A 12,616-nucleotide genomic window follows, 5' to 3' on the forward strand; every position below is an offset into this window, starting at 1 on the left:
ATCGCATTTTTTCACTGAAATCAAGGGATTTTTACCATCTTCATTACCTTTTCTGATACAAACGAGAGTTAATTATCATGGAAGTTCACAAGTAATGCCATACACAGTTGTGGCGCAGAAAAATAATACCGTAAAAATCTTTTGGGATAAGACTGGTGGCGCAAATAAATACGTTATTTACCGCAAGACGTCTCTGAACGGTAAATGGCAAAAGATTGCTACCACTTCCAAGACATCGCACATCGACACTGCACCTGTTGGTGGTAAAAGCAACTTTTACACCGTTCGTTCTTACTACAGTAAGACGAAAGTATACGGCAGCTACAATCAGGCAGGACTTGATGTATATGTAGATAAATATACACCTGCAAAGCCGACCACACCGACTCCGAAGCCTACAGAGAAGCCGCAGCCGACTACAAAGCCGGAACCGAGCGTGACTCCAAGTCCGAAGCCACAGCCGACAGAGACTCCTGCAACTCCGACTCCAGAACCGACTGAGAAGCCAGAACCAACGGCTACTCCAAGTCCGAAGCCGACAGCTACTCCTACACCGTCTCCTTCACCAAAGCCAACCGAGACTCCTGCCCCGACTCCGAGTCCAAAACCTGTTGCAAATCCGGAACAGATGGCGCAGGAAGTTATTCGGCTCACAAATATCGAGCGTGCAAAGTACGGATGTGCGCCATTGCAATATCACGCAAAATTACAGCAAGCCGCCATGGTTCGAGCACAGGAAATTGCTATTAAATTCTCCCATGACCGACCAGATGGTACAGATTCCAGTACTGCACTTTACGAAAATGGTGTAGGTTGTTCTGATGGTGAAAACATTGCACGTGGTTACACATCCCCGGAAGCCGTTGTACAGGGTTGGATGAACAGTTTAGGACATAAAGCTGCCATCTTATGCGAATCCAGTACACACATTGGTGTTGGATTTTATCAGAACAGTTATGGAACATATTTCTGGGTACAAGATTTCTCTTCCGGTCCAGATGAAAAGCGAACATTAACACTAAAAGCAGATGGTGGTACATTTGCAAATGGCAGCGAAGTTTATACTATGCAATTCCCAGCAGAAATGCCTGTTCATTTTGCAAAAGACATTCCTTTACCTACAAAAACTGGATATTCATTAACAGGATGGCAAATCTATACAACTCCAATTACTGGTATTACTTTACGTGAAAATGAAACAATTTCAGCAATTTGGACACCAAATTCATAATTGTGTACAACACAAATCCCCACTCATACAAGTGGGGATTCTTTTTTTAATAAAATTCCATGCCATCCTCTTTCTGTTCATTATCAATAATGCTACTAATATCAATACCGCTTCGTCTACGCATTGTTTTTTGCTTCTGTAACTGATCTTCCCACGGATGGTCAAAAATTTTTTTCATGTCAGCATTCGGAACTTTTGTACCTCTTTCCAAAATCTGCAATGAATATGCAGATAAATAACTTTTTTGCAAAATAACAGGATTTTCCATATCAGCCCTAGCATATACCTTTCCCGGTACACCTCGCGAAACCTTAGTGAACGGTGGTGGACAATGTTTTAATTGTACATTATTTCTATCCCTTTCATAATTTGCTCCAACTTCATCATAACAGCGAACCCAATCATCTTTATAATCCACATCAACAATTCCAACAGATTTTTCATCAACATCAACAATAACGCCATAATGCATATATCTCGGATTCCCCGAATCATATCGTACAGCCTGACCTACTTGCAACTCCATAAATCATACCCCCGCATTACATCCAATTTATCGTTTGGTATATTTCTCATATCACCAAATCCTACTGCCTTTTCAAGTTCAGACGCATATCCTGATATATGAATATATGTATTATTTTTTCCTCGACGTTCATTTAAGAACGCATTTGTTTTGAAAACAGCTACATACTGAAACAAATCCTGTAACTGCCTGACATCTGTAAAGTCTAAACTATCCGGTTCGATTATTACACAAACACCATCAACAACATAAATATAATTATCAATATTTACAAACTGATGTTCATTTATCAATTTCTGTGCTTCATTCATAATAAAATACTCCTAACTAATTATCGTTGCCACCACAAATAACACCATAACCTGTATAACCCGGTTTTCTTTCAAATTTAACACCCTGTCCTACATGATAATCCATACATTTTATCTCGTACCTTTTCCAATATATCTTCCGGAAAGTCATTTATTAAGGAAAATGACAATGATTTTTCAAATACATTTTTCGTTCCAGTGATAATTGCACGTGTTTCATTTAACGGATATTTATTTTTTAATAATGGTTCAGAAAACAAATTATCTACCATATTAAAAAATGCTTGTACCTGTTTTATATCTGTAAAATCAATAACATCTGCTTCATAGCAAATACATTTTCCATCAACAATATGAATATAATCATCAATATCCACAATATCATGCATATCTATAATTTTCTGTACATCATTCATTTTCTATCATCTCTCACGCTCTTATTATCCAATCTTAATATGTTACCCATAATCGTCCCTCTTTCACAACTTTATCAAGTTCTTTACAGTGTTCCTCTGACATGAGTAATGAATCAATATCCACATCGAATTCGCCAGCATACACATGCTGTTTGAAATTTTCATAAGAATCATATGGATATTCAAATTTTGTTTTATCTAAGTTAAAATCTTCAATAACATTAATAACACTTCTTGCATCATAAATATTATAATCCATACCGCGTAATAAATAAATAATATGATGTAACTTCAAAATTTCATCTGAAGAATGATGCCTACTTTTTTTCAATTTTGGTATTGCCATAATATTACCTCACTCTTTTATAGCTAATCACCTGAACTACCTGATAATCCATACATCTTACCTCGTACTTTTTCCAATATATCTTCTGGCAATACAGTTAAATAATCAAAACCAACATCTTTTTTACGTTCAGATGCAACACCTGATAAAAATATGCAAGTATTATTTTTACCATGTCTTTCATTTAAAAATGCATCATGTTTAAATGTTTCTACAAAATCAAATAAATCTTTTACCTGATTTATATCTGTGAAATCTATGGTATTTGGTTCGTAATAAATACAGATTCCATCAACCACATGAATACATTCGTCTACATTGATAATTGAATGTTGACTAATTAATGTTTGCACATCATACGTTATTACCTGACCCTTTTTCATATTCATCAACAGCAACCTTCACTTTCTTCTTTAATTCTGGTGGAAAATGATGCATTCCATTCATGCTCACATACTTATCCGCACAATTTTTCTCTCCTGTTATCACAAGCATGGTATTTCCATGTCCATATCGTTCAGGATATAACTCATGCACAAATAAATCATCTACCATTCCAAGAAAATTCCTGACCTGTTCCTCATCATCAAAATTTATTGTATCTGGTTCATAATAAATAACTTTCCCATCCACTACATGTATATGTTCATTGATATCTACAATTATATGCTGTTTCAGCATATCATGAATACGCTCATTTTTTAACTGATTCATAAAATTACTCCTTTTTTAACAACAGGGTGCCACATTCGTAGCACCCTGTCTCAACAATCTTATTTATTCTGTTTCTTACGTCTACGACGTTTCGTTACAACCGTTCCAGCCGTACCAACACCTGCTGCTAATGCAATGCCTAATCCAACAAATCCATAGTTCCATGTACCTGTTGCACCTGTTTCTGGCAAGTGGAATGTCGGCGTATTCGTGATTTCGTAGGTGCACTCGAAGAAGAAGAATTTATTTGTATAATCCTTATCTTCTTTCGCCTTGCTCATGTCAAGGTTTTCACCATAATCACGCGCTTCTTCCTGCGTCATTTTGAATGGAATAGAGAACTTAATTGGGTCTTTCAACATTGTCTGTCCCATGGCTGTCTTAATCTCTGTAATCTCATAATCACCTTGATCGAGATTATCAAAGTAACAGTTGCCTTCCCAGTCCGTAGAACGGACAATGGTTTTGCCTTCGTCCAACAATCGTGAGAAATACTGATTCTTACGGTCAGTCAACGGAATGGCAGCTTTTACAAACTTCAGTTCAAACTCAACTCCGGCAATCGCTTTACCATCGTTATCGTATTTTTTGAGGTTTACTTTGCAACGTTCCATGTCATTGTAAACCATTGTTGACATGTCCTGATTTTCGCTCGTTACAAATGTTACAGGTGTATCTTTTACCACATATTCCGCAGGTGCCTGCACTTCTGTTGCCTTCAAATAGCCATCCACCGGAAGCACCACATTGCCTTTATAGGTAAAGAATGTATCACTATGATACTGCGGTAATGTGCTTACATGAGAACTATCCATGTAAATCTTACCATTCTTATCAGTTGTTAAATACCATGTTTTAACTGGGTCATCCGCATCATCAGAGCCATCAAAGTATTCTACTTTGTACACGACACCTTCAATTGGATTGCCCTTTACACCCAACTTCTCTAATTCAAGAGGTTTACAGGTAATGATATCATCCGAAAACTCTACGGTAAATGTAGTATCTTTCTGGTACGGCATATTTGAAACCAAAAATGAACCAGATAATGTACCAAATATTGCCCTGTCATTCATTGGTTATTTTCGGGGCAATACTGGTACATCTCTGAAACCAGATTCTGTACATAAAATAGCCAACATATAAGTAAGCAGCTTCGCTGCCAAGAGCAGGTCTGATACTATTTAATGTTTTTACAGAAAGGAAACAGAAATATGGAAAGACCTTACGACAAAGACATTGAGCTATTAATGAGTGATCTGAACGTACATAGTTATATCGCACACCATTATGCGCAAGAACAGATTGAGTTTGGAAAGACAGCGGAGAGATTACAAGAAGAAATTTTTGGTGCACTTTTGGAAATGAGAGGGCGACAACAGAATGCCATCAAAGAATGGCAGCGATTGACACTTACAAAACGCCAACAGCTTCTGGAACCGATGACTTCCGCATTGGAAGAAGTATGCACAGATATACAAAAATACGGTTGTACCGAAATGGCAACATACATCCAATACAGACTTGGAAACTTCCTGATGGATTTAGTAGATTTCCGAATATAGTACCATTTATTCAGCCCTATTGGAACTTGTTTCCAGTAGGGCACTTTTTTACGCAAAAGAGCCGGGAGCAACACTAAAAAGAAAGGATGTATGCCTTATGAAATGGTTTAATGGAATTAATACAATTGCAGAGCTTCGGACTAAGTACCGTCAACTTTTGAAAAAATATCACCCAGATAATCCGGGCGGTAGTGTGGAAATAACGCAGGAGATCAACAGAGAATATGATGAAATCTTTGATCTGTTAAATAAAAAATCCGCAGAAACAGGCGAAACACAGTTTACGGAAGAAGAGAACCAGCAGTTCAAAGAAATGCTTAATTCCGTGATAAATTATAATATTACATTAGAAATTATTGGTACATGGATTTGGGCTTTTGATTCGTACGAATACAGAAAGGAACTGAAAGACTTGGGATTTACTTATGCACCTAAAAAGAAAGCGTGGACGTGGCATTATGGAGAATACAAACGACATCATAAAAAAGAAATACCGATTGATGACATACGTGCAAAATACGGTACGGAAACTGTACGTGCAAAATCCAAACAAAATACAATTGCTGGTTGCTAATATGGAAATGGGGATATATGGATAACAAAAAATGTTACCCACATACCCCCATTTTCTACGACGATGACGGATTAAAATTATTTATGTATAAAACCATACCTATGGTAAAAAAAGAATTAGAGATAATCTTCCAAGCCAAGGATGCTGGTTTTTCTACGTTCGCGACGTTTCTTTTCTTCTTCGGACATTTTATCATAGTCTTCTCGCGCTACGGTATTCATGTAAACATCTAAGGCATCCAGTTGTTTCTGTAAAGATTCTCTTAAAGTGTCTAAGAAAATCATTCTGTCTGTCATCAAATCACCCCTTTCATCTTTAATGTAATAATATCACATTTCTTTGTAAAATGCAACATATTTCATAAAAACAGTTGCGAATATTTGTAAATAATATACAAAAATGTAGATAAATAGCAATCTTTTTTACAAAAATTGTTTGTTCGGCACTTTTACATGGAAAAAGCAGCAGGAGGAGTTGTTCCAGTAAGCAATGTTTCTGTTCCAGTAATTTATATGTTGTTCCACTAGCTTTTAAGTTACTGGAACAACGAAAAACATTGATTTTTCAATGTTTTTGACACATTATTACGCATTTGTTCCAGTTGTTCCAGTAATTTTCCACTTCCTTGTATATACGTGTAACATATATAATATATTTTTTATAATAGAATGTAAAAAATACTGGAACAACTGGAACAAAAGGCTCGAAAACCTTGTATTTACAGGCTTTTTTGATGTTCCAGTAACTTTAAAATTACCGGAACATACTGGAACAACCGGAACAAATCCCTACGGCTGTTACTGTTTTTCCCTGTAAAAAGGCGGACGGCGGGTTCATTTTATTAAAACATAGAAACAGAGGTAGCAGTTTGGAGCTGTTACCTCTGTAATTTTTATCCGTTAATCTGGAAATTTATAATTCCATGTTTCTGTTTATGCTTTTTCGCCCATGACATCATTTCGCGAATATCCTTTTGGTCTTTCTTCCACTGTAATTCTCTTTACCCAAATATCTTCTGTACTGTATTCTTTATCTATGTTCGCTGATACTTTCGGAAAGAATACCCCCGAAACTGTTTTTTCACATTTCTCCATCCAATATTCTTCCTTTGCATAACTTTTGGGTAACCATTCGTCAATTAAAGGCAGTTTTCCTGCGTTATAATCTGCATTGTATGTCCATCTGTACTTCCAGAGAGCCGGACAGGTCATTTTGGAAGTGTTATATGCGCTGTTTTTCGGACGGTCTTTTTTACATTCCATATCATCTCTTGTAACAGCGATCTGGCGAATCATTTTGCCAAAATTTCTGTCCCCAAGTCTGGTATTATTACCGGCATGACTTCCCTTATACCACAAGGTATACAACTGATATAAGACTGCCATCGGTACGAAATTCCATCCAAAATTATAATCAAATTCCGATAGAAATGCTTCCACTGGATTGTTTGTTTCTTTTACTTCCTGTACAAGTTCTTTATTGCTTGCCACCTCTGGCAGCCTTTCCAGTGAGTCCATATCATATGCAACGTGCTTTACAATCCATTCCAATACTTCTGTTCTATGTAAATAATCTTCTTTAATATATTTCTTTTCACGCCCACGGAATGTTTTGGCAAACCGGAGCATATAGAGTCTTTCCTGCATACTCTGCGTTGTATCTAACATTTTTGGTACGCTATTGTAATCATTAATCTGTAATAAATAAGGTTTTGCTGTTATTTTGTCACAACCCTTGCTTTCGATTGAAATGGCGTCGTGGGTTGCCAGCGCTTTTGCTAATGCTTCCGAGGTTGCACGTTCGTTATCGCCAGCATCGTTTTCGTCACTTATCAACAGTGTGTCATACAATAAACTCTTCGCCTGAAACTTGCTTCCTAATTCTGAGAACTTCATAGATTCCCAACGAGGTGTAATCTGTTTAAGCACTTCTCCGAACGTTCCCTTTCCATTACGTCCGACATGATTAACAAAGAAAACTATCTTCTGCCAGTCCTGAAACGGTCTTACACTTGCCTGTAACAGGGCATAAAGTGCAAATTTCATTTCATCATCCGTACAAATAGAATCCATCCATTTATCGAAAGTCCAATCTTCGCCATCTGGCTCAGTAATGTGCGGTTCTGGTGCATTCTTTTTTAATGCAACACCAGATTTTGACAAGAACACATATTTTGGCGAAAATTCTATAAGTTCTTTCTTTTCCCAGTCCAAAATTCCGTTTGCAAATGCGCTCAGGTTTTTGTTAATCGTTCTTACACGCTTTCTGGTATCATCCGCTTCACAAAAACTGCGAATCAGATCAAAAATCTGCTTTATATCCACAGGTCTTAATACAACGGAATATTTACAGCAGTCCGAAGCAAAATGTGGAATATCATCAACTTTATTCCCACCTTTCCAAATTCCGGCATTTGCACCGCTTGTCTGATATTTCGCCAAAATTAAACTTTCTTCGCTAGATTCCATGCGTTTATCACGTTCATCAACGCTTAACAGATCAATAATTGCAAATTCTTCTTTTTCGAACATAAACCGCGCAATTGCATACGCTGGTATACTCTTAACACGTGTAAATTTACAACCTTTTTCTAAATGTCGATTGATTGTTTTTGTAGCTATATTAATTAAATAGGACCACTCGGAAGCTATCTGTTCTGTTTCCGGCAGTTTGTAACCTGCTTCTTTGTAACTGTTAATGTAAAAATCTGTTACTGCTTTTATTAATGCACCCTCGTTATGTATGCCGTTTTTAGCATCATCAGTTACAGTTATACATCTGAATTCAAATGCATAACTGATTTCTTTTATAAAAAAGTCCTCTGGTGCAACCTGTAAATCGCCGTTCTTCATAATTGAACACCGTCCTTATTTCGTTTTAATCGCCGTGTGAATTGGTAACAATATAGGTAGAAGATTATATTTTGGGAAAAGCCTTAATAATATGCATTCTTTTCACCATAGCTTTCTGCACTGATCTGGCTTCATCCGTATCTTTTAATTTTGGTATGGTACTGTAAATATGTACCTGTAAATATTTCAAGGTATTTTTGTTATCGCATTTATCAGTAATAATTAATTTTTTCATAGCAATTCCCTCGTATTCTTTTAACTATGTCTTTTGACAGCTATATTTCATAACGTTTTATATAGATGTATTGTTCAGCAACTTGTCTGTAAGTCTTTTTGCTCTTGCTTCATCATTTAAAACAGCAGCAGTATATCTGGCTTCTGCAAAAACATATTCTTTTGTGTTACTTTCCACAATCTTGTCCAGTTCCTGTAGTGTTTCTGCACACACTTCCGAACTAACCATGTCCAGAATTTTATCCAATACATTCTTGAACCGCTGTTCCTGCTGGAACACCTCTGCAATGTGCAATTTTTCCATCTTATCCATCATAGCCATATCTCCTGTAAAACTTTACTGATCTGTAACAGCACCCATATTTGCATCGGGACTGGGAACAAATCCAAAATTTTTAACCTGTTTCATTTCATGTGCGTTTTTAACAATATTGCTTTTATGCTGTTTACGGATAAGAAAAGGTTTGATTCCATCAGTTAAATACTCATCATTATAATGACCCCACATAAGCATTTTGCTGCAAAAAACAGCTTCTGCATCAGGATCGTAGTTACACAATCCCAAGAACAAATCTTTTATGTTGTTAATAAATAAATCTAACTGTTTACTAAGTTCTTTCGCATCTTCCAGAAAATATTCTTTTTTTATTGTTTCCAGAATCATAACTTCCGCATCCTGTTTTGCTTCCATGTAACTCTGCCATGCATCCGTTGCTGTTTCCTGCAGTTCCATATCCAGTTTTTCATAATCCGGCATTTCAGGTTCGTATTTCATTTCCAATTCCCAGTAATACGATTCCATAAAAGTCAGCCAATCATAGTTGTATTCTAAGTTTTTTAACTCAAATTCCAACTTTTCATATTCATGTGAAGATTTATTAGCCGTTTCCAGTCTGCCATGAATTTCAATGATTTTTTCTAATACTGCATTAGAATTACAATCAACAGCAGCTTTCTCACCATTCCGGCATATCCGTCTGTATACTTTTCCGTTATCGTAACAATATCTATATGGATAAATCCCCATCCAGACACCAATGTCTGGTTTCCACAATTCTACGTAATTTTCTAACTTATCAGAAATACATTTTATAACGCCGGGTTTCTTAATTCCTGCAATAATGCGTTTAGAAATTTCCGGTACAAAGCCTGCTATTCTCTGTCCTGTTGTGTAGTAGGATTCTGTATCTAATCGCAGTTCAGAAAATTCTGTTGCTAATGTCCGTATAGTAAGGTCTGTATCTGGTGTACCGTTACATTCCAGCACACAGGCATCTACAAGATTCTGTAACCAATGAACTAAATCCAATGCTCTAAGCACAATTCCCCTTGTTACCATAGTTATACTCCTTTCGCAAATAATCTAACAAAATCATAAATTGCATTTTATATCTGCACATTTCCTGCCGCGACTAGAAAATTGCAACACTATTTCGTGTGTGCCTATTAAAACACACAAAAAATCAATTTACAAGAGGGTTTACAAATGTAATTTAAATTCGTGAAAAGCGCATAAAATAGGGAAAAATGATGAAAAAACTACATTTTTTGAGTGTGTAAAAAAAAGACTCATTTATGTGCGTTTTTTCATCTACTAAAAAATCACTGAATAATCACAACAAACACGCTGTAAGTCCGCATCTATCATAGGTTTGTGCAATTTTACAACAGTCCTAAAACTTACCATAGAAATTTCCTATTAAAAAGCAAACGCTACGCGCGGGAGTAGAAATGATACAAATCACTTTTTTTAACCAGAAAGGAGCCTTAGCTATGCTTAGTTATTACAACCCAGAAACTTGCGAAAACGATCTCCAGCAAAAATTGAATAATTACTGGACTGTTGTGCCATGTTTGCGTGTATGCCTGCTTCCAATAACTTATTGAAAACGATGATTTACACATGGTTGCTGCGTAAAAATATTACTTTTTCACACTTTTTGCAGTCAAAGTGGGGCATTTTCCAGTTTATAAAAATTTAATAATTAAAAAAAATATTGGTGAAAATCGACTCATTTATGAGTCGAAATGACACCATAAAAATTGGAAACACCACTGGAAGTGCCATTGCATTCTAAAAATTATGCGTTATAGTAATGCCATAAAAAGACCAGAACAATAACGCATTTTATTAACATTCAGTGTTGCAGAAAAAGGAGGTGGTATCAGTGCAACCAGCAAAACAGATGTACTCGAATCAGGATATTTTGAATTTTGCAATTGAAAATGGTTTAATTGATACTGATACCATCCAATGCAAAATGGAAATGCGTAAAAGACAGGAATTATTAAGTAAACATACATTTGACATCTGGCAGGGCGAAAAGGATAAACGTTGGTTTACCTACCTGCCAGATGCAGAGAAACCCAAGGGGCGTGTGTTAAAGAGCCGTTCTACAAGGGAAGCATTAGAGGACATGATCGTAGAATACTACCGAGAAGTAGTGACCAAACCATGTTTTCGAGAAGTTTATTTTGAATGGATACAGGAAAAAGAGGAATTCAGGGAAATCGAAGCCAGTTCTTTATGCCGATATCAGAACGATTTCAAACGCTTCTTTCCAGCAGATGAACCGTTCTGTAAAATCCGGCTTTGTGATGTAACCAACAGCGATTTGGAGAGATTTATCAAGAAAACTATCAGCCAAAAAGAACTGACGGTAAAGGCATACTCTGGTTTGCGAACTCTGTTAAATGGTGTATTTAAGTATGCTTTAAGAGAAAAGTATACAGATTTCAGTATTGCATTATTCTTTCAAGATTTGGCATTGCCAAAGAATATCTTCAAGAAAGTAATCAAAGAGAAAGAGACACAGGTCTTTTCGTTGGATGAAATGCGCAACCTTGTTTCGCATCTGGAACAGGAAGAATCTGTAAAGAATTTAGCTGTACTTTTACAGATTTATACAGGTATGCGAGTAGGAGAATTAACAGCCTTAAAGCCAGAAGATAATAAAAGTAAGCAATGTTTACATATCTGCCGTACCGAATACAACTATTACGATAAGGTATTAAAAAAACGTACCATGGGTGTAAAAGACTTCCCCAAGACAGACGAAAGTATAAGAGACATTTTAATCCCGGAAGCAGCACAACAGGTATTGGATAAACTGAAAGCACTGTCAAAAGATAGCGAATACCTTATTTCCATTGCAGGAAAGCGTGTAACATCCAAGCAGATCAACTACTGGTTGCAGAAACAGTGTAAAGAAATAAATATTCTTCCAAGATCAACTCACAAGATCAGACGTTCTTATATCAGTAAATTGCTCTCTGAAAAGGTCGATGATGCTTTTGTTCAGGGACAGGTAGGTCACACAGACATTGCAACTACACAAAAATATTATCACTACTGTATCAATTCGGATAAAGAAAATCTGGAAAAATTGAACAAAATTATATCCTTTTAAAGATTTTTGATGATTTTTCCGTAAGAAAAGAGGTGATTAGACCCTATGATTAGATTTGTGATTAGATTTGATTTTGACCGAAAAATCGAAAACGCCCGAAACCCAGTAAATACAAGGCTTTCGAACGTTCCTTAGAGCAGGGGATGAGAGAATCGAACTCCCACCAAAGGTTTTGGAGACCCCTATCATACCATTTGACCAATCCCCTACAAAGTATATTTTATATACTCTCAAAACTACATACATGTCAACATTCCTTGAGAATTAACTTCCTGCGTTGCCGATTGAGTATTGTCATATACAGTACTCCGCGGGGGTCACTTCGTGACTCCGTCACTCAGCTTTTTTGGTCAAGCCCTCACCCGATTAGTAACAGTCAGCTCCATGTGTTACCACACTTCCACCTCTGCCCTATCTACCTCGTCGTCTTCAAGGGG

At 36.5% G+C, this 12,616-nt stretch carries 16 protein-coding genes, 1 tRNA gene and 1 rRNA gene; 4 read left to right on the plus strand and 14 right to left on the minus strand.

Annotation, left to right across the window (positions count from 1 at the left end; all coding sequences use genetic code 11):
- The first annotated feature begins 94 nt into the window (after positions 1–94).
- The gene (locus tag ACTNC0_RS17665; RefSeq protein WP_441088414.1) at positions 95–1,231 is read left to right on the plus strand and encodes a CAP domain-containing protein; all 1,137 of its coding nucleotides are present in this window, start codon (positions 95–97) and stop codon (positions 1,229–1,231) included.
- 46 nt (positions 1,232–1,277) lie between these two features.
- On the opposite strand, the gene ACTNC0_RS17670 is transcribed toward ACTNC0_RS17665, so the two are convergent.
- The 7 genes from ACTNC0_RS17670 to ACTNC0_RS17700 all read right to left on the minus strand — a co-directional run bounded on the left by ACTNC0_RS17670 (position 1,278) and on the right by ACTNC0_RS17700 (position 4,620).
- On the minus strand, positions 1,278–1,703 hold the full coding sequence (locus tag ACTNC0_RS17670; protein ID WP_441088415.1) for a hypothetical protein: 426 nt from the start codon (positions 1,701–1,703) through the stop codon (positions 1,278–1,280).
- A 38-nt stretch (positions 1,704–1,741) separates the two neighbouring features.
- Complete coding sequence (locus ACTNC0_RS17675) at positions 1,742–2,068, minus strand: hypothetical protein (protein ID WP_441088416.1); 327 nt, start codon at positions 2,066–2,068, stop codon at positions 1,742–1,744.
- A 77-nt stretch (positions 2,069–2,145) separates the two neighbouring features.
- Complete coding sequence (locus ACTNC0_RS17680) at positions 2,146–2,484, minus strand: hypothetical protein (RefSeq protein WP_441088417.1); 339 nt, start codon at positions 2,482–2,484, stop codon at positions 2,146–2,148.
- 34 nt (positions 2,485–2,518) lie between these two features.
- Positions 2,519–2,830: a hypothetical protein gene (locus ACTNC0_RS17685; RefSeq protein WP_441088418.1), complete on the minus strand. Its 312-nt coding sequence runs from the start codon at positions 2,828–2,830 to the stop codon at positions 2,519–2,521.
- Positions 2,831–2,853: 23 nt separating this feature from the next.
- Entirely contained in the window at positions 2,854–3,219 is a 366-nt protein-coding gene (locus ACTNC0_RS17690; RefSeq protein WP_441088419.1) for a hypothetical protein, read from the minus strand.
- The gene (locus tag ACTNC0_RS17695) at positions 3,185–3,544 is read right to left on the minus strand and encodes a hypothetical protein (RefSeq protein WP_441088420.1); all 360 of its coding nucleotides are present in this window, start codon (positions 3,542–3,544) and stop codon (positions 3,185–3,187) included. Before ACTNC0_RS17695 ends, ACTNC0_RS17690 begins: the two co-directional genes overlap by 35 nt.
- Positions 3,545–3,603: 59 nt before the next feature.
- The gene (locus tag ACTNC0_RS17700) at positions 3,604–4,620 is read right to left on the minus strand and encodes an MSCRAMM family protein (RefSeq protein WP_441088421.1); all 1,017 of its coding nucleotides are present in this window, start codon (positions 4,618–4,620) and stop codon (positions 3,604–3,606) included.
- Positions 4,621–4,731: 111 nt separating this feature from the next.
- Here ACTNC0_RS17700 and ACTNC0_RS17705 point away from each other — a divergent pair, with 111 nt between their 5' ends.
- Both ACTNC0_RS17705 and ACTNC0_RS17710 read left to right on the plus strand, forming a co-directional pair.
- A complete protein-coding gene (locus ACTNC0_RS17705) occupies positions 4,732–5,109 on the plus strand; it encodes a hypothetical protein (protein WP_441088422.1) in 378 nt (125 codons plus the stop codon).
- 97 nt (positions 5,110–5,206) lie between these two features.
- Positions 5,207–5,683: a J domain-containing protein gene (locus tag ACTNC0_RS17710; protein WP_441088423.1), complete on the plus strand. Its 477-nt coding sequence runs from the start codon at positions 5,207–5,209 to the stop codon at positions 5,681–5,683.
- A 116-nt stretch (positions 5,684–5,799) separates the two neighbouring features.
- Here the strand turns inward: ACTNC0_RS17710 and ACTNC0_RS17715 are convergent, their stop codons facing one another.
- The 5 genes from ACTNC0_RS17715 to ACTNC0_RS17735 all read right to left on the minus strand — a co-directional run bounded on the left by ACTNC0_RS17715 (position 5,800) and on the right by ACTNC0_RS17735 (position 10,108).
- On the minus strand, positions 5,800–5,979 hold the full coding sequence (locus tag ACTNC0_RS17715; RefSeq protein WP_278604202.1) for a hypothetical protein: 180 nt from the start codon (positions 5,977–5,979) through the stop codon (positions 5,800–5,802).
- Positions 5,980–6,615: 636 nt separating this feature from the next.
- The gene (locus ACTNC0_RS17720; protein WP_441088424.1) at positions 6,616–8,535 is read right to left on the minus strand and encodes a phage/plasmid primase, P4 family; all 1,920 of its coding nucleotides are present in this window, start codon (positions 8,533–8,535) and stop codon (positions 6,616–6,618) included.
- A gap of 64 nt (positions 8,536–8,599) precedes the next feature.
- Positions 8,600–8,770: a hypothetical protein gene (locus ACTNC0_RS17725; RefSeq protein WP_441088425.1), complete on the minus strand. Its 171-nt coding sequence runs from the start codon at positions 8,768–8,770 to the stop codon at positions 8,600–8,602.
- Positions 8,771–8,827: 57 nt separating this feature from the next.
- A complete protein-coding gene (locus tag ACTNC0_RS17730) occupies positions 8,828–9,085 on the minus strand; it encodes a hypothetical protein (protein ID WP_441088426.1) in 258 nt (85 codons plus the stop codon).
- A 21-nt stretch (positions 9,086–9,106) separates the two neighbouring features.
- The gene (locus tag ACTNC0_RS17735) at positions 9,107–10,108 is read right to left on the minus strand and encodes a hypothetical protein (protein WP_441088427.1); all 1,002 of its coding nucleotides are present in this window, start codon (positions 10,106–10,108) and stop codon (positions 9,107–9,109) included.
- Between the two features lie 829 nt (positions 10,109–10,937).
- Between ACTNC0_RS17735 and ACTNC0_RS17740 the strand changes: the two genes are divergently transcribed.
- Entirely contained in the window at positions 10,938–12,179 is a 1,242-nt protein-coding gene (locus ACTNC0_RS17740; RefSeq protein WP_441088428.1) for a tyrosine-type recombinase/integrase, read from the plus strand.
- 137 nt (positions 12,180–12,316) lie between these two features.
- On the opposite strand, the gene ACTNC0_RS17745 is transcribed toward ACTNC0_RS17740, so the two are convergent.
- Both ACTNC0_RS17745 and ACTNC0_RS17750 read right to left on the minus strand, forming a co-directional pair.
- Positions 12,317–12,387, minus strand: a tRNA-Trp gene (locus ACTNC0_RS17745).
- Between the two features lie 138 nt (positions 12,388–12,525).
- Positions 12,526–12,616 (minus strand): 23S ribosomal RNA (locus ACTNC0_RS17750); the annotation flags it as partial.

It is taken from the genome of Blautia sp. HCP3S3_B11, from assembly GCF_052064435.1.
Lineage (GTDB): Bacteria > Bacillota > Clostridia > Lachnospirales > Lachnospiraceae > Blautia_A.